Source organism: Paenibacillus xinjiangensis (assembly GCF_059686975.1).
In genome coordinates, this window is sequence record NZ_JCAALS010000040.1 from 23932 (window position 1) to 48812 (window position 24881).

The window sequence follows — 24881 nt, forward strand, 5'->3', positions numbered from 1 at the left end:
TGCCCGTAATGATTGAAGAATATGGTATCTCAAGAACAAGAGGAGGCTCATTAGAAGTGAAAAAAATCGTTGCTTCTGTACTTGCACTCACCTTACTGCTCATTTCTTCCGTACCAGTCACATTCGCAGCAACCAGCATCACCGTATCGATTAATGGCAAGACCGCTTCATCCCAAGACTCTCAGCCTTACACGAAGGGCAGCGCCCTGATGGTACCGGTACGCATGACCGCCCAGCAATTGGGGCTAGCCGTCAGCTTCAGCCGCCAAGAGAACGAGGTACGACTGAACAGCTCGGGCACCGAGATAGCCTTCCAAGTTGGAAGCGCTGAAGCTTCTAACAATAAGAATGGTCAAGTCGTTAGCTTCGGAACAGCCTCCATCGAGAAGAAGGGCCGCGTATACGTACCGATTTCTTTCTTCCATGACGTACTCGGCTACACAGCCAGCTATGATGCCACTAAGAAAACAGCCATTATTCATTCTACCGATTATGAGATGAACACGTTAGTTGAAGATGTACTGAGCTTATTCATGAAAGGCAGCTATCAGCAGCTATCAGATCATTATTTCGACGAAGGCCTGAAGGAGCAAGTAACCGTTAGTATGCTTAGCTCTGCATGGGAAGAAATCTCCTCATATGCAGGCAGCTATATTGGCGTGGAATCCGTTCAGTCGGAGGTAGACAGCAGCACCAATGTCGTCTACATAACCGCAATTATTTCGTTCGAGAAGATGGATATTAAGCTTACTCTAGTCGCTAATAGCACTCAGAAGCTTGTCGGCATACTCCTAGAATTAGCGCCGGAAGAGCTTTCGGCTCCGTCTACGATTACCGAGGAAGAGACTATCGTTGGAGAAGGAAACGCGTACCCGCTTGGAGGAACGTTAACGCTCCCTAAGACAACATCCGGTCTACTGCCCGCAGTCATTCTTGTCCAAGGCTCTGGAGCCAGCGACCGAGACGAAGCCGCTGGCGCCTACAAGCCATTCCGCGACTTGGCTTGGGGCCTTGCGCAGCAAGGTATAGCTGTACTGCGTTACGATAAGCGAACCTATACTTATGCGAGCAGCTTCACACCTGAGAATGCCACTTCGCTGACCGTTAAGGAAGAATCGGTAGATGATGCGATTGCAGCAGCTAAGCTGCTCAAAGCCGATCCACGCATCGACCCTTCCCGCGTCTACATTATCGGCCATAGCCAAGGCGGCATGCTTGCGCCTCGAATCGATGCAGAGGGCGGAGATTTCGCAGGGATTGTATCCCTGGCAGGCACGCCAAGAACCTTATGGGAAATCATCTATGACCAGAACTCCGCCTTCATTGCTGGCATGGAGGATAGCGATCCAGAGAAGGCAATCAATAAAGAATGGCTCGAGGCCGAATATACCAAAGCGAAGGCCATCGCCTCCCTAAGCGATGAAGAAGCGAAGCAGTCAACGGCATTCGGCATCACTTCCTACTATTTCAAAGAAATGGACGCTCACAGCGCAGCCGCTTATGCAGCCAAGCTGACGAAGCCCATTCTGATCCTGCAGGGTGAAGATGACTTCCAAGTCTATGCCAATAAGGATTATGTCGAGTGGCAGAAGCTGCTCAGCGGCAAATCCAATGCCTCCTTCAAGCTGTATCCTGGGCTCAACCACTTCTTCGTCGATTATGACGGGCCCGGCGCAGGCACCTTGAGCGAGTACAGCTTCCCCGGCCTCGTCTCTACTGAGGTTATTGCCGATATCGGCGAATGGATATTACAAAAATTTATCGAATAACTGCTACTCCGTCCCATAATATCGAAATTAGCCTATTTTGCAAAAAAACAGCTATTCAGTCCGTTACACTTTGATTTATGTGTTATGGACGCATAGCTTACAATTTTCTTCCATACAGCTCCAAAGATGAACCGCTTCTCGTTGAATATCTAATCCAGTACAAGTGTGAGGTTTTTTATGGCATCAAAAAGACGGCGCAGGGAGCCTTCATCTGCACCGTCTTTAGATCATTTATGGTCTTTTTTATAGAATAACCAATCCGATTGTCACTTCGTAACTGTTACCGTAATCGTGTCGCTGACCGTTGCGCCGGCAGCGTTAAGCAGCTCCGCACGATACACATAAGTGCCGATTGCGCGGTCCGTTAACGTCGTTACAGCGCTTTGTGCCGCTGGCGTTGCAGCTTCCAGCTGCTGCGTGTCGATCAGTACATCATCTTCGTACAGACGGTATTCCGCCGCATTAGTGCCCCACCACAGATTCATCTGTACGTCATAGCTCCCGTCGCCGTCCCAGTTGTTCGCATAGAGCACCGACTTGCCTGGCGAAGCATCCTTCACCGTAACCGAAAGGGTATTACTGACCGTTGTGCCAAATACGTTTGTCAGCTCTGCCGTATAAACATATGTGCCGTTAGACTTGCCCGTAATAGCCGTCTGAACCTGTTGCGCCGAAGGGGAGACATCCGACAGCTTCACCGTATTGATCAGCGTGTCGTTCTCATACAGCTTGTAGGTTGTGCCGTTATTGCCCCACCACATGTTCATCGTTACCGTATAGCTGCCATCCAGCAGGCCGGTATCATGGCCATTGTTGTCCGACAGCACAGGCATGCCGGGCACCCCCATTGCCAAAGGCAGTTCTACCACTTCTGCAAAATCAGCGAGACCTCTAGGCTTCAGCTGATACAAGCCTCTGAAGATCGCCGACACGCCTGTAATATCCACTTTATCGCCTTCCTCGTAAGGGAATGCCGCAAGCGACAGTCCCGTGCGCACATCGACACGGATATGATTGCTTGTCCCGTCCTCGCTACTAGCAACGAATTCAAACGAGCCGCTTGGCGAAGCGGTAATGATATCTGTAATCGTCACACCCTCCAGCTTCAGCAGCTCGCCTTGATTTGCGTCGTTTACCGCTTCCACAGCGGCAGCAGCAGGTAGCTCAGACCCTCCCGTCTTCTCGATTTCGACGATTTCGGCAAGCTCCAGCTCCGTATTGTAGAGCACAGTTGCTGCCGTTATTTTGACCACATCGCCTTGATGGTAACCAGATGCCTGCTGATAGACATAAATGCCTCCCGTTTCATCCTGCAAGTAGAAGGCTTGCCCGCCAAAAGCTCCCGGCTCCGTCGTGATAACGCCTTCCACAGTTACAAGCGAGCCCACAGCCTCAGCGCGTGCTTCGGCAATCGTGCTCAGCTCGGGAATGCCGCCATTCTCGCCAGGCAGCTCCTCAGCCGGCACATCATCAATTGTGACTGTTTTGGTATAGAGATTAGTCGAGCTTGTAAGCACCTGGCGCAGACGCAGGCTGGCCGATCCAGCAGTGCCTGGTTTAAGCTGTACGGTTAAATCCTTGTACGCATATCCAAGCGAATCAGATGTTACACTGAAGGAAGCGCTGTAGCCGTAGTTCGTCGGCCATGTGCCGTCGGTGTTCTGCACCTTGGCAACCTGAGTGCCGCCCGCCAAGTAAATGCCAATCTGATAGCCAGATACCGTCGTATTTGGCGCCATGCCGTCAATAACGACGCGGATTGGGAATGATTCCGCATTCGGCAGCGTATCCTGATGAACAAAGCTGTAAACCGGATTATTAACGATGGAAGAACCGCCGTAGGACCCTGCCTTGAAGGTCGACATATCGTACCACACATAACCGGCGTTCGGAGCAGCCCATGGCTCCGGCTTCGGCTCCGTCGATGCTGCCGGATCTTCAAAAGCATGCAGCGCTGTTGGCTCGTCCAGTTCAAGACCATCTACCTCAGAGAAGCTGGTAAAGCTTTCTTCAACAGCCAGCCAGTCAATCAGATTGACAAGCAGTACGCCATCGTCGACTTCTTTAAAGCCGTCGTAAGTTGTTTTTTTCGCGCCGGTATCCTCGCGCAAATATTTTGGCGTAACGTCTTCAACCGGGGAGGAGTCGCCGATGAAAGCCGCTTTGCCTGCGCCAACCTTGGATACGGCGACATAGGGACCTTCTGCGATACCGCCGCCATTGTATACGCCTTGGTCTACAGCGGGGCCCCAGGCTTCATTCGTTTCAGGCACGTATACAATGCCCTTAGCCTTCTCAGGGTCCATAATGGCAAGAGTAGAGCCGGCATGCATCGCAACACTTGATACACCTTCCGTAATACCAAAAGCCTGCTCCGGTTCAACGATGACATTAGCGTTAACGTCGCCTAATGCGTTGTAACGGAAGCGGACGCCAAAGTTTTCGCCCAGCCAATCAGAGCTGGATACATCCTGCATCGCTGCGGAAGCCTTCTCGGCATTACTCATCCCTTGCGTCGGATCAGTCCATGCACCGCGGCGGTAGCCGTTGAACGACTCCGAGCCGTCCCAGCGGTTTTTGTTGCGGTCCGCATTATAATGGTCGCCGATGAAGAAGATGCTGCCACCATGTTCTACATATTGAAGCATTGCATCCTGCTCACTCGTTTTAAAAGGAACGTTAGGTTCTGCAATAACAAATACATCGTAATCCTTCAAGTCATCATAGGTGAAAGGAGTTGTCTTACGAAGCTCCTTGACATAGTAGCCGTTATTGGCAAGCGCGTTGCCGAAGTCGGAGAAGCCTCCGTCAATAACCCAGTCTGCGGCACCGGCCGTTTGGGCGTGCGAATTATCGAACAACACCTTCTTGCCGGCATTTTCATTTACGACTGCAGCGTTGATATAAGGGGCCGGATCGGCTGGTCCTTCAGCGTGCGCTTCTTGAATCCCGGTTCCCCAGTACATTTGAAACGACAGAACCATAGACAGCGCCAGCACTGTCATTAGCCACTTCGTTCTCCATCTAGCAAGCCTTCTCATTCCTATCCCTCCAATGATAATCTATTATCACAACGACCATATTCTACCATGTAAAAAGGAGGGGAAGTTATATGTTTTTGTAAAAACTAGTAACCTAATAGGGTGAAATCTATTGAATTGGTAAAAGGGTGGACAGCTATGGTGCGACGGAGCTGAAAATATAAAAAGCCTCCCGAGCTGCATCCTTCGCAGCTTAGGAGGCTTTATTTGATTCGGGTATGCAGCTACCTTCCGGCAACTCTAGTCGCATTCTGCAGCCGCTCCAAGGCAAAGTCAGCCAGCAGCGCCAGAATCGCGGCAGGAATCGCTCCGGCATACAGACGAGCGGAGTTATTCATATTGATGCCCGAATAGATTTCTCGCCCCAATCCATCACCGCCCACAAGCGGCGCAATCGTCGCGACCCCAATCGCAATCACTGCAGCAATTCGTATTCCCGTCAGCATGAACGGCAGAGCGAGAGGCAGCTGTACATTGACCATAATCTGCAGCGGACTCATTCCGACCCCCTTGCCAGCTTCCATAATGGACTTGTCCACCTGAGTGAGCCCTACATACGTATTGCGAATAATCGGGAGCAGTGAATACAAGAACAAGCCCACAACAACTGTTGTCGTCCCAAGGCCGAAGACAACCATCAAGAGCACCAAGAGCGCGAGGCTCGGGAATACTTGAATGATGTTCGCTATCGTGAGAATAATCCGTGCACTCGCCCAATTACGTGATGCCAATATACCGAGAGGGATGCCCACCGCAAGCGCCAGCAGCAGGCCAATCAGCACCATCATAATATGCTGCCCAGTGAAGACCAGCAGATCAACCCAATTTTCTCTAACATAGCGGAAAAACATATCCATCTCGATTCACTCCATTATTTCAGCAATCCGATCTGCACTAAATACTCCTCGGCTACCTTTTTCTCATTGCGTTTATTCACATCAACCTCATAGTTCAGATCAATAATCGTCTTCGCATCCAGCTTGCCAATGAGCAGATCAATGACCTCCTGCAGCTCCGGATGAGCTTCCAGCACTTCCTTGCGAATAACCGGAGAGGCATCATACGGCGGGAAGAAATGCTTGTCATCCTCCAGCGTAACCAGATCATATTCCTTCAAGCGCGCATCGGTCGAATAGGCGACGACGATATCCATCTTATTAGTTGCAATAGCACTATAGACGAGCGCTACCTCCATCGGATAGACCTTGCCGAACGAGATGCCGTAGACCTTCTGGAAATCCGCATACCCATCACCAGCACGCTCGAGCCAAGACGTGTCAACTCCCAGTCTCATCGACTGCGCTTTATCCTTCACATCCGTTATCTTCTGAAGATTCTCCTTCTCTGCCAAATCCTTGCGAACGGTGAATGCATACGTATTCTCGAAGCCATAGGAATCAAACCACTTCAGCCCGTAATGCTTGTCGAAGCCCTCTTGGGCTTGTTTCAATATGCTTGCACGGTCGTTCGTCCGCTCGATTGGAAAATAATCATCCAGAATAATGCCCGAATAGAGCGAAGCCATCTGAATGTCATCATTCGTCAGCGCATCCAGCACAACTGTGCTTGTCGCCAGATCAGGCATAACCTTCACCTTCATATCCGTCCGGTCCTCAATGAGCAGCTTGTACATATTGGCAATAATCTTGGGCTCAGAGAAGGTCTGTGTCCCAATTGTAATGGTGTTGCTGTTACCACAGCCTGATAGCATAGCACAGACGGAGACAGCCCCCACTACTAAGAGAGCCAATCGCACACGCATTGCTCTTCCCTTCACCCTTGCTCCCGATGTTGGTGTTGTTCGATGTCTCATTCCAATTCCCCCTGCTGTCATACCGTACCGGATGCCGGCGTGCTTCTTGTCTTAGCCGTCACCCATTTCTCTGCGAGTCCCAGCAGATAGTCTGCCACAAGCGCCAGAATAACTGCTAATAATGCACCGGTCACAATCAATTCCTTCTTATTCACGCCAAGACCAGAGAAGATCAGCTGTCCTAGACCACCTGCTCCAATCAAGGTCGCGAGCGTTGCCCAGCTAATGATGTAGACCGTCGTTACGCGCAGCCCCGACATAATGAATGGGAACGACAACGGCAGCTGAATGCGCAGCAATCGCTGCAGCCGGCTGTAGCCCATCCCCCTGGCTGCTTCCATCACGTTAGGGTCAACCGCCTTGAAGCCTGAATACGTATTGCGCATAATCGGCATGATCGAATACAGGAACAGCGCGAAGACCGCCGGCGTTCGTCCGATTCCAAGGAGCGGTATTAGTATGGCGAGCAGCGCCAAGCTCGGAATGGTCTGCAGGACGTTGGCAATCGTGAATACGACACTGTTGAGCCAGCCTATCCGGCTTCCCGCCAGCCATATGCCAACCGGGATTGCCACTATGGCACCAAGCAGGATGGACAGCGCCGATATATAAATATGATCGCGAAGCGCAATCAGAATATCTCCCTGTCTGCTCGTCAGGAAGGACCCATACTCAGACAGCCATTCCATCATGTGCGCTCTCCCCTTTCTTCACCGGTCTCCTCCAGTTCAAGCGGAGCCTCCTCCTTCAGCTTCTCTGCCTCCGCAGTAAGCTCCTCCAGACTCATATCATCGGGATTGTACATCTCTGCCATATGACGCACGACACTGCCCTTGGTGATGAGACCGATAAGCTGTCCATCCCGAACAACCGGGACGTATGGCAGGCCGTGCTCATTCATCAGTGTCAAGGCAAAAGCAACCGATGAACCAGATTCCACGACGTGAACGAAAGGCTTCATAATATCAGCCAGGCGGCTGTCCTCATGCCTGTAGCCTTTGAGCACGTTGAAGATGGAAGCATGGCCGAGCAGCTCTCTTTTTTTGCCGACAATGATCAACGAATCGACCCGATGCCTCTCCATGAATTGAATAGCAGCCGCAAGTCCCCGTTCAGGGGAGGCGGTAACTGGATTGACCGACATGACGTCATCGACGGTTAATCCAGGGTCAAGCGTATCGTTCGTCAGATGCTTCTTGCCGATAAAGCTCGTAACGAATTCATTCGCTGGATGACGCAGTATATGCTCAGGCGAGCCGGTCTGCACGACTTCCCCGTCCTTCATGAGAACGATCGTGTCGGCAATCTTGACTGCTTCATCCATATCATGCGTAACGAATACAATCGTTTTCTTCAGCTCCTGCTGAAGGCGAATCAGCTCATCCTGCAGCTGCTCCCGACTGATAGGATCAAGCGCACTGAACGGCTCATCCAGCAGAATCACATCAGGATCTGCGGCAAGCGCGCGAATAACGCCAATCCGCTGCTGCTGTCCACCACTGAGCTCTGACGGATACCGGTTCCGGTAGACATCAGGGTCCAGATTCACCATGCTGAGAAGCTCATCGACCTTCTTGGCGGTCACCTCTTTGTCCCACTTCAGCAGTCTCGGCACGACCGCTACATTCTTCGCAATATCCATATGCGGGAATAAGCCGACATTCTGAATGACATAGCCAATGCTTCTGCGCAGCTCAACCGGATCAATAGTCGAGATGTCCTTGTCCCGAATATAGATGGCGCCGCCAGTCGGGTTGTTCAAACGGTTAATGTGCTTCATCAGGGTAGACTTGCCGCAGCCGCTGGGGCCTATCAACACCGTCAGTTCCCCTTCTTTGAATTCCAGATTAATTGTCTTTAATGCTTCAAAGCCGTCGTCGTATGTTTTTTTGAGATTCTCGAATCGGATCATCTATTGTTCAACCTCCGAATTTTCTTATGTTTAGACTTTCCGATTACTACTGATATAATGCCCAATCGAGAGGATCAAGGCTCACCTCGAAGCCGCTTCGTCCAGAAGCCTCCGCGAAAAGCCCTCGGCTCATAGGAAATCACGAAGGCTTTGGGTGCCACCTCTTGAATAATGCGCATCAAATGCTTCTCCTGATTCCGCTTGGTCAGAACCTCCATGATGAGCCTTGGCCCGTCTTTCCCCTCTGCTAACCAGTTGGTTACCCCGAAGCCCTTCTCCCTGATCATCACAGGCAGCTGATTCGAGCTGGATTCTACTACGATCTGCAAGGTTATGTAGCCAAGAGCCAGCCATTCCTCAATCTTAATGCCGAGCCATACGCCTCCTCCCCACCCTATGCAATAGGCAGCAAGGTTGACCGGATTGTCAATGTTGTTCAGGACGATGTTAAGCCCCATTAAGTAAGCGAATACCTCGAACATACTGATTAAAGAAGCCAGTACCCGTCTCGCCTTCATCACGAGAATGATACGAATCGTAAACAAAGAAACATAAATCAGATTCATGACCACGATGGTCACAATGGTCTCTATTCCGTTCACACTAGATTGCCCCTTCCTGACTGTCTAACCTTGATGCTTGCGCCAATGCCACTTTACTTAATAACCATTGTTCTCAAAAACAAAACAAAAAACTCGTATCAGCCTTTTCATGGCTTCATACGAGTTATCATTTATTATCTATATTCTGTGAAAAGTTGTATGTCGCGGCGTTAGTCTTGCAGCTGCTCTCCCATAGCGACGAGCTTATTCATCGTGTTCCAATTCCGAGTCGTCGCCGAAACCTTCAGCTGCTTCTCCAGAAAGTTGTTGGAGAACATCGATTTCCGAATACTCTGGCGGCAGAGTATGTATACCTCGGCCTCCGCCATCCGATAATCATCCACCTCGCTGCTGCAGGCAAGCAGCCGCTCTCTGCCCTCATCTGCTGGCTTGTCTGCAAGCAGCGCCACATATAAGGTTTCTCCATCTTGGAGCTGATCACCGTTGAAGTCAGATGAAGCAATAATCTTCTTCAGCTCATCCGTCGTTCTCAGCACGACCGGCACCTCGAAGCCGAACACGCTCCTTATCTGCTGCTCGATCCGAGCGCGTAAGTCAGCTGCCGTCTCATCCGACTCGAATAGGACGTTGCCGCTCTGAATGTATGTCTGCACCTTCGCAAGCCCAAGAGCCTCGAACATCGCCTTCAGCTCATTCATCTTAATCACCTTATGCCCGCCCACATTAATGCCGCGCAATAGTGCGATATAGATCGTCATGTAAGTTCCGCCCCCTATTGTTATCCAGTATAGCATATTCGTTTTCACGACGTTCCTCGTCTATAATATAGAGATAGGACCTATGAAAGGAGACGGTATACCCGTGAATAAAGAGATTATCACAAGATTTACTTCATATGTTATCGTAGATACGCAATCCAATGAGGAGAGCGATACCTGCCCCACAACGCCGGGTCAGCTGACTCTTGCGAATCAGCTCGTCGAGGAGCTGCAGGCTATAGGGATGGAGGAGGTTACGATTGATGCTAACGGCTACGTGATGGCCACGCTTCCTTCCAATACGGATAAAGCTGTCGAGACGATCGGCTTCCTCGCCCATATAGATACAGCGACTGATTTCACAGGCACGAACGTTAAGCCTCAGCTTGTGAACAGCTACGATGGCGGCGATATTGTACTTAACGAAGCGCTAGGGGTCATTCTATCTCCTAAGGACTCTCCTGAGCTGGCTAAATATGTGGGACACACCCTCATTACGACGGACGGCACCACACTGCTCGGAGCGGATAACAAAGCCGGTATTGCTGAGATAATGACCGCAATGGCTTACCTGATTCAGCATCCAGAGATTAAGCACGGCAGAGTCCGCATTGCCTTCACACCAGATGAAGAGATTGGCCGCGGACCCCATCGATTCGATGTAGCTGCATTCGATGCCGCTTACGCCTATACGGTCGATGGCGGACCGCTTGGCGAGCTACAATACGAGAGCTTCAATGCAGCTGCAGCCAAAATCACAGTCAACGGCACGAACGTTCATCCTGGAACAGCTAAGGATAAGATGGTCCACTCCTCCAAGATTGCGATGGAGCTTCAGCTTCGCCTGCCTGCGGAGGAAGCGCCAGAATATACGGAGAAATACGAGGGCTTCTATCATCTGCTGTCCATTAATGGGGACGTCGAGCAGACCAAGCTTCATTATATAATTCGCGACTTCGACCGTGATCAGCTTGAAGCAAGAAAAGCCAACCTCACGAGCATCGTGAATGAGCTGAAGGCCCAATACGGCGAAGCAAGCATCACGCTTGAGCTGAAGGATCAATACTACAATATGCGTGATAAAATCGAGCCTGTGAAGCATATCGTCGATATTGCCCAGCAGGCGATGGAAGCTCTTGATATCGTTCCGATCATTGAGCCGATTCGCGGCGGCACCGATGGCTCCCAGCTGTCTTATATGGGCTTGCCTACACCAAATCTATTTACAGGTGGCGAGAATTACCATGGCAAGTACGAGTACGTATCCGTCGATAACATGGTGAAAGCGGTACAGGTGATTATCGAGATCGTCAAGCGCTTCGAGCAGCAAGGGAAATAAGCATAATTGTACAGCTACCAAAAAGGCATCCTGCCAAGAGGAGATTATCTTCCTCTTTTGGCAGGATGCCTTTACTTGTATGATTATTATTCCGGGCGCTCGATGGCGAATTGCTCACCCAGCTTCGCATAGCTGATACCAGCCAATCGGCTGACAGGCCCAAGCTTCGCCGCATCGATATGTCCTCTCTCATCGTACAGCGACTCGTCGATATGGTAGCATACGATTCGTCCAATTATTAGGTCACATGCAGGCGCAGCCTCTGTGCCGCCAAGCGGGATAACCCTCTCGAGCAGGCATTCCATGCGGATCTTGGCTTCGGCCACGCCGGGGACGGCAATCTTCTCGCTCGGCACTGCCGTCAATCCCGCCAAGGCTACCTCGCTCTCGTCTGGAGGAAGCCCAGCAGCCGTAACATTAAGCTGCTCCACATAGGATTCATCAGCGATATGAACGACGAAGGCTCCTGTGGCAATTGCATTACGCGAGGTGTCCTTCAGGGCCCCATTCTTCCGCTGAACCGATATGGATAGGAGCGGGGGATTAGCTGCCACGATGTTGAAGTAGCTATAAGGTGCCGCATTAAGCGTACCATCCTCCGACAGTGTCGTGACAAAAGCAATCGGCCGGGGAATAATGCTGCCAATCAACAGCTTATAATTATCCCGCTCACTTAAGGCAATAGGATCAATGGAAATCACGGCAGCAGCTCCTTATTGAAAGTTCTCGTTATACCAAATACTCGCAGCAGCAACCTCAGTACCCGTCAATTGATGCCCGAAGCGCTCCCAATGCAGCGTTACAGCAGAGCCAGCACCGCTGAGCAGTTCTTTCAATTCCTCCGTCTCCTGCGGAGGGCAGATCGGATCATTTGCCCCTGCCCCGATGAAGCAAGGCACAGCAGCCAGATCAGGAATCTCTAGTCCGCGAATGGGTACCATTGGGTGATGCAGAATGGCTCCGCGAAGCGCATCCTTGTAGTGGAACAATAAGCTGGCGGCAATATTAGCACCATTAGAATAACCGACAGCCACGAGGTTGCCCCGGTCGAACCCGTATTGCTCAGCGGCTTCATTCAGGAACTCATTCAGCTCCTTCGTACGGAATGCCAGATCCTCCAGATCGAATATTCCTTCCGCTAGTCTGCGGAAAAACCGCGGCATCCCATTCTCCAGCACGTTGCCTCTAATACTTAGTACCGAGGAAGCTGGTGAAATTCGCTCCGCTAGCGGCAGCAGATCATTCTCCGTCCCTCCCGTTCCATGGAAGAGAACCAGCACTGGCGCCGATGCATCTGTTCCTTGCTTATAAATATGTCTCATCCTTGATCAGCCTCCAATACTCTTACTTCAATAGGCGGCAGCAGCTTCTCAATCTGCTCACGGCTTGGTTCATACCACTCCGGCAGCATCAATTGCTCCCCTAGCTTATCCGGCTCTTCATCACGGGCAAAGCCCGGAGGATCTGTCGCGATCTCGAACAATATCCCGCCAGTCTCACGGAAGTAGATCGCGTTGAAGTATTGACGGTCAACGATTGGCGTTGGCTGGAACCCGCTTGCTTCTACATGGGATCTCCACTGTGCATGCTCTTCATCGTCTTTGGCACGCCATGCGATATGATGGACAGTACCTGAGCCGCCAGCGCCTGCTTCCATCTTCTCTGTATTCACATCAATGATATTGCCAATATCTCCGAAGGATTGGTAACGAGCATAGCCCGCTTCTTCACCGACCTTCACTAGACCCATTACATTCTCCAGCAGCAGTGCTGTCTCCTTCGGTGCCGTGCTGTACAGAGTTGCTCCTCCGAAGCCTTTAATCGCATGGTCCGCTGGAACACCGCCGAAGGACCACTCGCTCCGCGCTCCTGCCTCACGGGCTACAAGCTCAAGCTGCAAGCCATCCGGATCATTGAACGCCAGATAATCCTCGCCGAATCTTGTTCCTTGCGTCACTGGTATTTGGAACTTCGCCAGACGCTCCTGCCAGAATGGCAGCGTACCTTGAGGTACAACATAAGTCGTCACGCCCACTTGACCGCCGCCGACACGGCCTTTACGAGAATTCACCCAAGGGAAGAAAGTAATAATCGTGCCCGGAGCGCCGCCTTCATTACCGAAGTAGAGATGATAGACCTCTGGCGCATCGAAGTTAATCGTCTTTTTGATCATCCGCAGACCAAGAAGGCCTGAGTAAAAGTCAACCGTAGCCTGTGCGCTCCGTACGAAAGCTGTAATGTGATGAATACCTGCAGTTGATTGTTTGAATGGTGTCATTATATCCACTCTCCCTTAATATGGTTGTATTTCATTGCATTAATGCGATAGGAACGATATAGCATTTCTACATTGAACTATTTGAAGCTGTCCTGCGCATGCTTGCCGAGTTTCTTGAGAAGCTGGCTCGCCACTCTCTTCTCCTCTGCCGTTAATCCTGCAACAGCCTGAGTAATGACATCCGTATGCTTAGGGAATATGTCTGCCATGAATTGTTTACCCAGCTCCGTGATCTCCGCATAGATAAGTCTTCTATCTGAGGTTGAGCCTCTGCGGCACACATATTGCTTCTTCTCCAGCTTATCGACCACATAAGTAATGTTGCCGCTGCTCATGAGCACCTTCCCGCCAATCTGCTGCAAGGGCTGCGGCCCTTTGTGGTAGAGCAGCTCCAGAACGCCGAATTCCGTCCGGTTGAGGCCATGCTGCCTAATATCCTGATCGGCATGAGCATTCACCCACTGACTCGCCCTTGAGAGGGCAATATATAAATGTAGAGAATCTTCCGCTGATGTTTCCTTCATGACTCATCACTTCTCTCTGTTTGTTATCTCAATTTGTATTATCTTAAATTTAAGATATATGATTTGCGACCGTTTGTCAACTATTCTTTTTCAATAAAATGCTTGAAGCCTTGCTCAGATGAAGCAAGAACGAGCAAGAAGGAGCTGGCTAGGGCTTACGCCCTGCCTCTTCTTCGCTCAGACAGCTGCAACAGGAGCAGGCTTACCGAACAAATACCCTTGGAATAGACGGTAGCCCCTCTCTTGGAGCCACAAGAAATCCGCTTCCTCCTCAATTATACACAGCAGACTTATAAAAAAAGAGAATAAGGAACTTCCCCTCACCACTCGTGAAAGGTCATTCCTTATTCTCCAATACAACGGGGCTTACCGTTTGATCTGCAGCTCGAACAGCCGAGCAACTTGCCCAGCGGGCAAGCTCACACGAAGCGAGCTGGCGAGCTCATTGAAGCTCCAGTCGCTGCCATGCTCTGCCGGATAAGCACAGCGAATAGCAAGTGAAGCGCCAGCCAGCTGCGGAAGCGGAAGCTCCACTGACGGTTCGTCTCCCGCAATACGCCAGACAGCCAAGTACAGGCGGTCTTCACGACGAAGCCCGAAGCTGACCCAGTTCTCCTGCTGACTAGGCAGACCCAGCGGCCAGAACGGCAGCGCTTCGGGAATGTCCGCGCGAATGCTTTTATAATAATCGAGTGCCTCCTTGACCAGCTCTCTGCGCCGAGGACTTAGCTCTGCCAGATGACCGCTCTGATGAACTCGAAGCAATAGCGCATTCACCATATTGAATATCACTTCTTCATCGTCGCCTTCACGCAGCGGGTAGGACCAGATCGCCGATTGCTCTGGCGTGAGCGCTGCTGGCGAGCCCGCCGCTATCGCTGCGTAGCTCACATAGTTCTCTTGATCGCTAGTGGACTGAATGCTGTGCCTGCTTAGCATCGCATAGTCCATCCGCATGCCGCCGCTCGAGCAGTTCTCGATGACAAGCTCGGGATATCGGGCAAATACGCTATCAAGCCAAGCCAGATAGGCCCGATTATGCTGCAGCAAGCCGTCTCCGACGCTGTCGGCAGCTGTCTCCGTTCCAATTCCGGCATTAATGTTATAGTCCATCTTGATATAACCAACCCCGTAGTCCTCGACTAGGCGGCGAATAACCTCATTGGCATGAGCAATAACCTTAGGGCTGCGATAATCGAGCTGATAACGGCTCCGATCCTTCACACGCTTGCCATGCCGCATGAAGAACCAGCTGTCATCTGTCTCTGCAAGCTTCGGACTGTTGATTCCCATCACCTCCAGCTCCAGCCATAAGCCCGGTATCATCCCTTTGCCGCGAATGTAATCGAGGACGTACTTGATCCCCTCAGGGAACCGCTCCTCCGAAGGCAACCATTCACCAACACCGTCCCACCACTCGCCAGGTGCATACCAGCCGGCATCGATACAGAAGTACTCACAGCCCACTTCCGCAGCTGCATCGATCAAGGGCAGAAGCTTGCCCGTCGTAGGAGCACCCCACAAGCAGTTCATATAATCGTTGAAAATAACCCGAAGCAGCCGATTATCCTCATTCGGCCTGCGAATTTGTCTCCGATAGGTCGTCAATTCCCCTATCGCCTGCTCGAAGCCGCCTTGTACTGCCCCGACAGCAACGGGTACAGAGCTGAACGCCTCACCAGGCGCAAGCTTAAGCCACCAATGATTATCATGCTCGGTAGGACCGCTAATGAGCACGGTCAACAAATCGACCTGGTCGATAATCTCCCAGTGCCAGGAGCCATTATGCTCAATCTGCCAGAACAAGCTTGAGCCTGCCTCTGTATTCTCCAGCACAGCCATTGGAATATGCTCCGCAGCTGACCATGAGCCAGTATTGCTGCAAGCTACACGCTTGGAGCCCCGATCAATCAAGTGAGACAAGCCAAGCTCAGGAAGCTTGTACGTTCGCCATTGCAGCTCGCTCTGCCAGCCGTTATGAGCGATGGACAGCTCCATTTTATGATCACGATCCTGCACACCTTCTTTATCAAGACCCGTAAGCGCGAAGGACGAGACATACTCAACCTCCACTTGAGCTTGCCCCCTATTGCGCAGCACAGTCCAGCTGCGAACAATCTGAACACCCGCATAGAATTGATAATGAGCAATCGCCTGCAAGCCTGTAACAGGGTCCTCAAGTGTCAGCTCCAGCTTACGGCCTGTTGCATTGTGGGCATCACTCATCCCTTGGTACACCATCCGAAGCCCCGGATAGGACGCCCGATGCGTCCTTCCGTGATACTCCTCGCGGTCCTCGCCCGTCAGCTGCAGCTCCATTAAGCGGAACCCTGGCTTCTGCTTCTCTGTGATCGCATTCTCTTCCAGCGGCTGTGCCCCATAATGCAGGAACTGTACATCACCACTATCCGTTACTTCAAATACCAGATACAGCCCATTCTCCGCTACGTCTATCCGTTGTCTCATCGCTGCTCCCCCAACACCTTCCGTTATTACGCTCCTCTATACAACAGGGCTCAGCACTGTGAGGTGCTGAGCCCTGTTACCGCTACTAATCGGCTTACTGTAACACAGCCTATACGAAGCTTAATTATTCAGCTGAACCGAATTGAATCCAAGCCTTCTGAACCTCGTCAATCGTTTGATCCTTCGATTTGCTGCCGCCGATATAAGCCTGCATCAGCTCACCGAACTTCTGGTGGAACGTATCCAGCGAGTAGTTAACCGTCAGATCACCGGATTTCTCTGTTTTTAGCATTTCCTCCATTTGCTTCGGCATATCCAGATCAGGAAGCGGAGCATCCTTGATTGGAGGAATAACCTTCGCTACGCTGGAGAACCAGTTCTTACCGTAATCCGAAGTGTACAGCCAGTTGAAGAATTCAATCGTCTCTGCCGCTACTGCAGAGTCTTTATTAATACGAAGCGCTTGGTCTGCGCCTGTAACAAGCAAGCTTTGCTCTGGCTTTTCACTTACGGGGTAACCTACGATACCAATCTCGATATCTGGGTTGATCTTCTTAATCGCTTCTTCGTCCCATGCGCCTTTACCCGTCATGAAAGCTGCTTTGCCAGAAGCAAAATCACTTACCTCTGCGTTGCTGTCGCGCTCAAGCGGCTTATCCGTACCGTGCTTAACAGTCAGATCAATGAAGTTGAAGAAGTTATCGTATAGAGCTGGATATTCTTTGATTGTCGTCTCGCCAGCGATGAACTTGTTCACAAGCTCCTTCGGTGTTGTGCCTGCATCGTCAGCTGCCGCATTCACGAAGTTCTGGAAGATATGCTTCCACACCCACCACTCTTTATAAGCATTCGCGAATGGCGTGATGCCTTTGGCTTCAAGCTTCGTAATCGCATCTTGCATCTGCGAAGTCGTCTTAGGTACTTCTGTAATACCAGCGTCTGCCAGCAGCTTCTTATTGTAGATCATCATCATCAGGTTTCCTTTGATCGGGAAGCCTAGCACCTTGCCGTCCGAAGAGCTCATGTTGATCTTGACTGCGTCCGTCATAGCTGCTGCAAGAGGCTCATTCGTCAGATCCGCACTGTACTCAGCGAATGTATCGATGTCGCCGCCTGCTGTCGTCTGGAACACATCCGGCGTGCTGCCTGCAGCGATTCTTGACTTCAGAATCGTGTTGTAGTCGGCCTGCATAATTTCCAGATTGATCGTTACGTTCGGTTTAACCTTTTTGTACTCAGCAATGTATGCATTGAATGCATCCGTGTATTCCGGTGAAGCAGTGAACATATTAATTGTAACCGGCTTGGAAGCGTCACCCTCGGCGTTCCCAGTGTCCGTACCTGTTGTGTTGTTAGCGTTATTGCCGCCGCATGCCGCCAATATTCCGATAATCAATACTAGACTGACAGATAGCGATACCATTCTTTTTACCATGCTAATGCCCCCGTTTCACTCGTTGATTTTCGTCTACGTTGCCTATTCTAAAGGGAATGAAATCCGATAAGAATGCACTTAAGTGAATAGTTAAGGGTAAAAAAGTGATGTTCTGCAGCTAGTCCACTTTTTATCCCTATTTCTTGCTGACCGACCGATATTCCGATGGAGATACGTCATAGTAATTGCGGAAAGCTTTGCTGAAATAATTCTTATCCTTATAGCCCAGCATCTCGGAGATATCTTGAATCTTCAAGTCCGAATCGTCGAGGAGCTCCTTCGCCTTCTCCATTCTAACCTTCTGCACATATTCATGGATGCCGAATCCGAACTGCTGCTTGAACAGCTTCATCAGATATTCTCTGCTTAAGAAATACTTATCGGTGAACATCGAGATTTTAATATCCTCAAAATAATGGCTGTCGATGTACTTCTTAATGTCTGCTGCCTCGAACGGTTTATTAGCTGACAAAGCTCTCCGCAGCTGATCGCCATAATAGTCCACAATGCTGCTTAGCAGCGCTTCATACGGCTCAATGGAGGCGTAATCCGTCGATATCCCGACCTGCCTCAGCGCATGATAGCCCCCAAGCGGCAGCTGAGCAGCGGCAACCCCGTGCTCCAGTGCCAGGTCATTGAGCAGAATAATAAATTCATGCACGATTCGGTCCGCTTCGCCAATGCCGAACGCTTGACCTGCTCTCACCTGCTTCATATATTCGCTCACGATCGTTTTCGCATGATTCACATTGCCAGCTTCCAGAGCTCCGCGTATCGCCTGCATCCTGCTCGTCAGGGAATAGCTCTCCTTCACCGAGCCTCTCTCCTGCATATCGGCTGCTGTCACCACCACAGCAGCACCTTTGACCTTCATCAGATCAACGCTTTGGACAGCCGCCTTCGCCATGTCATACGAATCTGCAATCCTCAGAGGCTCCTTGCAGGGCTCCCCAATTCCAGCTGCTACTACAATGCCGAACAAATCTTGCAGCGCTAGAGACGCCTTGTTCATCTGATGGATGGCATGATAAGCAATCTCCTCCCGATAGCCGCCTGTCATCGTCAGAATCGAGATCACTTCCCCCTCCTGCCTTGGGCTTGCGAAGCTGAACGCTTGGAAGTGATTGCCCGCAACCTCATTCATAACATTCCCCATGGCAAAATACAGCAGATTCGTATCCTTGTGAAACCGGCTGTCCGTTATTTCATACAGATTTAGCACCCGCAGCACGATGGCTATGAAATGGTTCGCTGGATTGTCTGCGCCAATAAGCGGCAGGAACGCCTCGTTGCTCTGCTGCTTGAAGCTTCGCTCGATAATCGAGACATACATCTTCTCCTTCAGCTTCGGCAATGACATGTTCAGCGTAATATTCTTGTTAATGAAATCACTCTCTCGCTTGCGCTTCGCATCCAGTATATCAATCGCTTTGTGCAGCGCCTGATTGAGATCACCCCGGTTAATAGGCTTGAGCAAATAATCGACGACCTTGGAGCGGATCGCCTGACGGGTATATTCGAAATCATTGAAGCCGCTAATGACAATCGTCAGCAGCTCGGAGTAGTCCCGCTCCACGACTTGCAGGAACTCCATGCCATTCATCTCCGGCATCTTCATGTCGACCATCACGATATCGATTTTGTGCTCCTTCAGCATCGCCAGCCCTTCATGCCCATTCGTCGCTTCCAGCACCTCGCTAATGCCGAGACCCTTCCAGTCGCCTAACAAGCGAATCGCCTCGCGAAGCGGCTCCTCATCATCGATAATAAGAACCCTATACATAGCTTAATCCTCCCCGAGGTAGTAACATTTGCATTTCTGTACCTGCTTTATTCGTCAGAATCACTAGCTCCGCACCATCCCCATACAGAAGCTTCAGGCGAGTATGTAGATTCAGGAGTCCGATGCTGTCTCCCTCGCGGTCCTCCCAGCTTTTGGCGAAAGACTGCCGTACCTGCTCCAGCCTGTCTTGAGTAAATCCTGGACCATCATCCTTCACCGAGATTACGGTGTGGCTCTCTGTCACATAAGCCCCTATAGCTATGGTGATTGTGCTTGATACATGCTCAACTGCATGCTTGATCGCATTCTCAGCAAGCGTCTGAATCGACAGCTTTGGAATTTCCAGCTCCATCAGCGACTCATCCCACGCGTAGGTCACCTGCAGCCTGCTGCCGAACCGCGCCTTCTGCAGCGCCATGTATCGCTCAATGTGCTTCAGCTCTTCTCTGGCGAACACGATATCCTTCCCGCTAATACAGTAACGGAAGGTCATTGCCAGCGCATCGACCATATCAGCAATGTCATAGCGCTCATGGCGCAAAGCTTTGGTAGAGATCGCCTGTAGGGCGTTGTATAAGAAATGCGGATTGATCTCCGCCTCCAGCGCTTTTAGAATCGCGTTCTTCTCCACCAGCTTCATTTTGTACCGCTCATTAATCAGCTCATTCGTCCTTCTGACCATCAGGTTGAAATGATGGGATAAATAGGAAATCTCATCCCTTCCGATGACTTCAGCCTCAGCATCGAAGTCACCGCTGCTGAACCGGCTCATCTGATGAGACAGCTTCCTGAGCGGTCTCGTTATCGCATTAGAGAGAATAGTGACAAGGACAAGGGAAAGAATAAGGAACGCGAACCCGATCAAGAAGCTCAAATTCCGGGTTCTCGTTGCTGCTTCGTAAATCTGTTTGTAAGGAATGGGCTTCACCAAGCTCCAGCCCTCCTTATCCCCCTTGTCATAGACCACCAAGTATTTCTGAGCACCTGCAACCCAAGTGAACTTCCCGCTAGCCGCATTGGCCAGATGACTATTCAGCTCGGCCTTCGCTGCCTCCTTATAGAACGAAGCATCATCTGTATAGAAGGGCGTATGGTCGGGGCCGAGCATCATGAGATGCTGTCCCTCGCTTAGCGGTATGTCCTTGATAATATTGTCCCGGATAGAGGAATTGAAATAGAAGGACAGGACAGCCTGCGGCTTCCGGGTCACGATCGAACGCAGCACTCTGTGATAAGCCATGAAGCTCATCTCCGTATCGATCGGGTACACAGCATCTTCATCAGAGAGAGCGAAGGATTGGTACGTGCGATTCTGCGGACTATCCAGCGCTTGGGTGTACCAGGATGTCTGTGGCATCGTCCAATCGGATACCGATCTGACCTTAAGATCGAAGCCTTCCCTTGTGATCGAATAATATTTGTTCTGGTCAACCACGTACATATAAATCGCTTCCAAATCATTGCGTGAATAGTACAGCTCGCGAAGGTAATTCTCCAAATACATGCGTGAAGCATAATCGCTCGATTCATGCATAATCGCATAGGTAATCTCGTCATACCGATTCTGCGGCAGCGAGAGCTTTTCCATATCGCTCAGGTAATCCTCCATATTCTGATTGACCAGCAGTAGATTGTTAGACGTGCTCGTAATGCTGTTATTGATGGATTCCTTCTGAAGCATCTGATAAGAGATAATCGTAAGTGCCGTAACAACCAGAATAATAATCGTCGTAAATAACAGGACAAGCTTATTCACCAGCCTTCTGGATATGCGCTCAAGCATATCTGAGATGACTTTATTTATCCACCTTACCATTGCCCTGTTTCCCCCTTGCCTTAAATTCCGTTCACCTTTTTACCCCTAACTGTTATCATAAATCCATTTTTGAGGGGGATCGGCTGTTTTATAATACACATTATAACGAATACGGAAACGTTGTGAAGGGCTGTTGCATCAGCGGCCCCCGCATCCAATGTCATGAAGAGAGGTGTAATGATGTTTAAATCACTAGGGAGAAAATGGAGCGAGAAGCTGGAGTTCGGCATCTTTACGCTGCCGGTCCTCATCTGTATCGCTGTAGCGTTCTACATTCCATTCGCAATGACTATTCGCTATTCCATGACTAAGTGGAACGGCATTTCTAAGTACCCAACGTTCGTTGGGCTCGATAATTTCAAGCAAATTCTTACCGGCGATGCCAACTTCGCCAGCGCATCCTGGTTCACACTGAAATATGCGGTTCTCTACATCATACTGGTTAACGTGCTTGCCATTCTGCTGGCCGTTATTCTGGATATGAAGCTTAAGACCTCCACTTGGCTCAGAACGGCATTCTTCATCCCTTATATTCTAAGCCTCGTTATTGTCGGCTTTATCTGGAAGTTTATTTTCATGCAGGGGTTTGAATCGCTTGGAGAAAGCACGGGCTGGAGTCTGTTCGGCCTAAGCTGGCTCGGTACACCGGGACTTGCCTTCGTATCCATACTGGCCGTATCCATCTGGCAATCAGTCGGCTTCTACATGGTGATCTATATTGCCGGTCTGCAATCCGTGCCGGAGGATTTGAAGGAAGCAGCAACCGTAGATGGCGCTGGACCATTGCGGAGATTTTTCAGCATTACACTGCCGCTGCTTGCACCATCCATTACAATTGCTGTATTCATGGCCTTGACCAACTCCATCAAAGTGTTCGATGTTATTCTATCGCTCACTGGCGGTGGACCTGGCGGCACAACCTACAGTATCGCTTATGATATCTACAGAGACACGTTCCAGAACAACTTATACGGCTACGGCACAGCCAAAGCGCTCATTCTGTTCGTCGCTGTACTGATCATTACTATCATTCAATTAGCAGTCTTCAAACGCAGGGAGGTCGAGGCATAATGAGAACGATAACTGGCAAGAGTGGACGCTTCGTCCTTGAGATCGTTATGGTTATTCTCTCTCTGCTCTTTCTCTACCCGATCATTCTGACCATCATTAACTCGTTCAAAAGCTTCCGCGAGGTCATGACCGATGTCATCGCCCTTCCGAAGCAGCTCGTATTCGAGAACTACTCTTATGTATGGAACTTCATTAACTATCCGAAGCTGTTCCTGAACAACTTCATCATTACATCTGTAGGCTTGGCAGGCATTATTCTGGTGTCTTCGATTGCGGCTTATAAGCTGGCAAGAACCAAGACACGCCTAAGCGGATTCATTTACTTGCTCTGTATTATGCCTATGCTTGTGCCTTTCCAATCCATCATGCTGACCGTGCTTCAGCTCGCCAAAGATCTTCATCTATCGGAGAGCACATGGGGACTTGGCGTTCTGTACTGGGGCTTCGGCGCTCCACTCGCTATGTTCATCTACCACGGCTTCGTGAAGGGCATTCCGAAGGAAATTGACGAGAGCGCTACGATTGATGGAGCATCGGGCTTCCGATTATTCTTCAGCGTCATCTTCCCGCTGCTCAAGTCGGTAACAACGACGATCATCATCATTGATGTTATGTGGATCTGGAACGACTTCCTGCTCCCGCTCCTCATGGTGAACGGCTCGCCGGACACGAAGACGCTGACGCTTGCGGCATACACATTCGTCGGCCAATACACATCCGATTGGCAATATGCAATGACGGCTATGGTGATGGCTGTGCTGCCATCGATCATCGTGTTCATCTTCCTGCAGAAGTATATTGTTAAAGGTGTAGTTGCTGGTGCTGTTAAGGGTTAAATGGAAATGAGTACACCTGCTGGCTACTTCGAAAGTGGATGGTTCTTACGATCGCTGTTGCCTCGGGGGCAAAGGCGAACGCTATCGCTTCTCCAGAATCCATCCACTTTCTCCGTTTACCAGGTTTATACACATTCAACTACACACAAAGGCGTTGCAGGGATTTCCTGCAACGCCTTTTTAATATCAAGTACACCGTGCATGCTCGCATATCTTGTCGCCTTCCACTTTCGGATTAGATGAATGCATCGTAGCACTAAAAGAATGCAAATGTGCAGTTATTGCTAAAGCTGTGCCTCAGAATCGAGTAGGAGGGGGCGGTTAGCCCCCGACCTCTCACACCACCGTACGTACCGTTCGGTATACGGCGGTTCATGTCATATTCCGCAGAGATTTGTATCTGTCCGTTAAACTCTTCAAGCCGTTGTTTAACCAAAATTTGTTGTTTAGCGTGGTTTGAAGAACTGGACTACCTGCAACTCTCCAATATTTCTTCCTTGTATTTCCCCACTCATTAGCTTTCACCTTGGAGACGCCAAGTGCCATTAGCTTCCTCACTTTCGTTCGAGGAAGCTTCCACTGTTTCCACACGCACATGCGCAGCCTTCTTCTCGTCCACTCATCTAGATCCTTAAAAATCCTAGGTGTATCCACTAGTGCATAATATCCGCACCATCCTGTCAGATACTGATTCAGTTTCTTGATCCGCAAATCCATAGGGATGGGGCTTTTCCTCGATGTGATCTCTTTAATCTTTGCTTTTACGCGTTGCAAGGATGTTTTTGAGATTTTCACCTTTGGATTAGCTTTATCCCAGCTAAGCGTGAACCCTAGAAACTTTCGTTTCCAAGGTCGGTCAACCGCGCTTTTCGCTTGGTTCACTTTTAGTTTTAGCTTCTTCTCAATGAATTGCGTGACGGAATCCTTCACGCGCTTGCCTGCTTTCCATGTTCTCACATAGATGTTACAGTCGTCCGCATAACGGACAAATCGCAGGTTGCGTTCCTCCAGCTCCTTATCCAGTTCATCTAGGACGATGTTCGACAGGACTGGACTTAATGGACCCCCTTGCGGCGCCCCTTCAAGGGTTGGCTTTACTAGACCTTCTACCATCACGCCGGATTGGAGGTACTTTCGGATGAGTTTCAGTAACGTTTTATCCGTTACTTCTTCCGCAAGACGCACCATTAGACGGTCGTGGTGCACACGATCGAAGAATTTCTCCAAGTCGATGTCTACCACGATTCGGTAGCCCTCTTGCATGAATGTTCTTGCTTTCCTTACCGCATCATGACCTCGTCTTTGCGGACGAAATCCGTAGCTATGTTCGGAAAACGTAGGGTCAAATACAGGGGTGAGTATTTGGGTAATCGCTTGCTGAATGAGTCGATCTGTCACGGTAGGTATTCCTAATAACCTCGTTCCGCCATTCGGTTTCGGGATTTCGACCCGACGGACTGGACTTGGTTCATAGGTT

The 24881-nt window shown here is 50.3% G+C and carries 20 protein-coding genes; 4 read left to right on the forward strand and 16 right to left on the reverse strand.

Annotated features, from left to right (window positions below; translation table 11 throughout):
- Nucleotides 1-56 precede the first annotated feature (56 nt).
- Nucleotides 57-1769, forward strand: coding sequence for an alpha/beta fold hydrolase (locus AC6ESP_RS27530; RefSeq protein ID WP_497099956.1), 1713 nt, complete (start codon nt 57-59; stop codon nt 1767-1769).
- 266 nt (nt 1770-2035) lie between these two features.
- Here AC6ESP_RS27530 and AC6ESP_RS27535 read toward each other — a convergent pair whose 3' ends face one another.
- The 7 genes from AC6ESP_RS27535 to AC6ESP_RS27565 all read right to left on the reverse strand — a co-directional run bounded on the left by AC6ESP_RS27535 (nt 2036) and on the right by AC6ESP_RS27565 (nt 9856).
- Complete coding sequence (locus tag AC6ESP_RS27535) at nt 2036-4810, reverse strand: endonuclease (RefSeq protein WP_497099957.1); 2775 nt, start codon at nt 4808-4810, stop codon at nt 2036-2038.
- A 224-nt stretch (nt 4811-5034) separates the two neighbouring features.
- Nucleotides 5035-5667 (reverse strand): ABC transporter permease, encoded by a 633-nt coding sequence (locus AC6ESP_RS27540; protein WP_497099958.1) that lies wholly within the window; start codon nt 5665-5667, stop codon nt 5035-5037.
- Nucleotides 5668-5681: 14 nt separating this feature from the next.
- Complete coding sequence (locus AC6ESP_RS27545) at nt 5682-6572, reverse strand: glycine betaine ABC transporter substrate-binding protein (RefSeq protein ID WP_497099976.1); 891 nt, start codon at nt 6570-6572, stop codon at nt 5682-5684.
- 68 nt (nt 6573-6640) lie between these two features.
- The gene (locus AC6ESP_RS27550) at nt 6641-7315 is read right to left on the reverse strand and encodes an ABC transporter permease (RefSeq protein WP_497099959.1); all 675 of its coding nucleotides are present in this window, start codon (nt 7313-7315) and stop codon (nt 6641-6643) included.
- Nucleotides 7312-8535 carry an ABC transporter ATP-binding protein gene (locus tag AC6ESP_RS27555; RefSeq protein ID WP_497099960.1) on the reverse strand — a complete coding sequence of 408 codons (1224 nt, stop codon included), beginning with the start codon at nt 8533-8535 and terminating at the stop codon, nt 7312-7314. The genes AC6ESP_RS27550 and AC6ESP_RS27555 overlap by 4 nt, the downstream gene beginning before the upstream one ends.
- A 74-nt stretch (nt 8536-8609) precedes the next feature.
- The gene (locus AC6ESP_RS27560; protein ID WP_497099961.1) at nt 8610-9137 is read right to left on the reverse strand and encodes a DUF2179 domain-containing protein; all 528 of its coding nucleotides are present in this window, start codon (nt 9135-9137) and stop codon (nt 8610-8612) included.
- 170 nt (nt 9138-9307) lie between these two features.
- Nucleotides 9308-9856 (reverse strand): DUF1697 domain-containing protein, encoded by a 549-nt coding sequence (locus AC6ESP_RS27565; protein ID WP_497099962.1) that lies wholly within the window; start codon nt 9854-9856, stop codon nt 9308-9310.
- A gap of 103 nt (nt 9857-9959) precedes the next feature.
- On the opposite strand from AC6ESP_RS27565, the gene pepT reads away from it, so the two are divergent.
- Nucleotides 9960-11195: a peptidase T gene (pepT, locus tag AC6ESP_RS27570; RefSeq protein WP_497099963.1), complete on the forward strand. Its 1236-nt coding sequence runs from the start codon at nt 9960-9962 to the stop codon at nt 11193-11195.
- 86 nt (nt 11196-11281) lie between these two features.
- Here the strand turns inward: pepT and AC6ESP_RS27575 are convergent, their stop codons facing one another.
- From AC6ESP_RS27575 to AC6ESP_RS27610, 8 genes are all read right to left on the reverse strand, one after another.
- The gene (locus AC6ESP_RS27575) at nt 11282-11896 is read right to left on the reverse strand and encodes a flavin reductase family protein (RefSeq protein WP_497099964.1); all 615 of its coding nucleotides are present in this window, start codon (nt 11894-11896) and stop codon (nt 11282-11284) included.
- 12 nt (nt 11897-11908) lie between these two features.
- The gene (locus AC6ESP_RS27580) at nt 11909-12517 is read right to left on the reverse strand and encodes an alpha/beta hydrolase (protein ID WP_497099965.1); all 609 of its coding nucleotides are present in this window, start codon (nt 12515-12517) and stop codon (nt 11909-11911) included.
- The gene (locus tag AC6ESP_RS27585) at nt 12514-13473 is read right to left on the reverse strand and encodes a ring-cleaving dioxygenase (RefSeq protein WP_497099966.1); all 960 of its coding nucleotides are present in this window, start codon (nt 13471-13473) and stop codon (nt 12514-12516) included. The genes AC6ESP_RS27580 and AC6ESP_RS27585 overlap by 4 nt, the downstream gene beginning before the upstream one ends.
- 77 nt (nt 13474-13550) lie before the next feature.
- Entirely contained in the window at nt 13551-13997 is a 447-nt protein-coding gene (locus tag AC6ESP_RS27590) for a MarR family winged helix-turn-helix transcriptional regulator (RefSeq protein ID WP_497099967.1), read from the reverse strand.
- Nucleotides 13998-14363: 366 nt separating this feature from the next.
- The gene (locus tag AC6ESP_RS27595) at nt 14364-16463 is read right to left on the reverse strand and encodes a glycoside hydrolase family 36 protein (RefSeq protein ID WP_497099969.1); all 2100 of its coding nucleotides are present in this window, start codon (nt 16461-16463) and stop codon (nt 14364-14366) included.
- Between the two features lie 124 nt (nt 16464-16587).
- Nucleotides 16588-17898: an extracellular solute-binding protein gene (locus AC6ESP_RS27600; protein ID WP_497099970.1), complete on the reverse strand. Its 1311-nt coding sequence runs from the start codon at nt 17896-17898 to the stop codon at nt 16588-16590.
- 136 nt (nt 17899-18034) lie between these two features.
- Entirely contained in the window at nt 18035-19681 is a 1647-nt protein-coding gene (locus AC6ESP_RS27605) for a response regulator (protein ID WP_497099971.1), read from the reverse strand.
- The gene (locus AC6ESP_RS27610; protein WP_497099972.1) at nt 19674-21497 is read right to left on the reverse strand and encodes a sensor histidine kinase; all 1824 of its coding nucleotides are present in this window, start codon (nt 21495-21497) and stop codon (nt 19674-19676) included. The genes AC6ESP_RS27605 and AC6ESP_RS27610 overlap by 8 nt, the downstream gene beginning before the upstream one ends.
- Nucleotides 21498-21677: 180 nt before the next feature.
- Between AC6ESP_RS27610 and AC6ESP_RS27615 the strand changes: the two genes are divergently transcribed.
- Nucleotides 21678-22568: a carbohydrate ABC transporter permease gene (locus tag AC6ESP_RS27615; protein WP_497099973.1), complete on the forward strand. Its 891-nt coding sequence runs from the start codon at nt 21678-21680 to the stop codon at nt 22566-22568.
- Entirely contained in the window at nt 22568-23404 is an 837-nt protein-coding gene (locus AC6ESP_RS27620) for a carbohydrate ABC transporter permease (RefSeq protein ID WP_497099974.1), read from the forward strand. Before AC6ESP_RS27615 ends, AC6ESP_RS27620 begins: the two co-directional genes overlap by 1 nt.
- A 372-nt stretch (nt 23405-23776) precedes the next feature.
- On the opposite strand, the gene ltrA is transcribed toward AC6ESP_RS27620, so the two are convergent.
- A partial coding sequence (ltrA, locus tag AC6ESP_RS27625; protein WP_497099975.1) for a group II intron reverse transcriptase/maturase occupies nt 23777-24881 on the reverse strand: 1105 nt, incomplete at its 5' end.